Consider the following 263-nt stretch of genomic DNA (forward strand, 5'->3'; position numbering starts at 1 on the left):
GCCGGTATGATTTCTTTGTTAAATAGGTAGCTTGTAATCGCTGGTGTTTTATAAGCTGCATCTGCGGCAACGGCTTCAGGCTTTCCAACTTTCTCAATCACCTGTTCAACCAGTGGCTCTAACATATGCCTATCATGCGTATTTCCAGGTGTTACAATCACCCTAGCACAAAACCATTGCGGTCTGCAGCCGTGTGAAATGAATAGGCAAACTGTTTTGTCCGTTCATCTTTCACATAGTAACCACTCTCAGGATCTGTTGTA

The 263-nt window shown here is 43.7% G+C and carries 1 pseudogene; it reads right to left on the reverse strand.

The features are described from left to right. Window positions 1–263, reverse strand: a pseudogene (locus SB775_RS30550) (transposase); the annotation flags it as partial.

The organism is Peribacillus sp. SIMBA_075, from assembly GCF_046534585.1.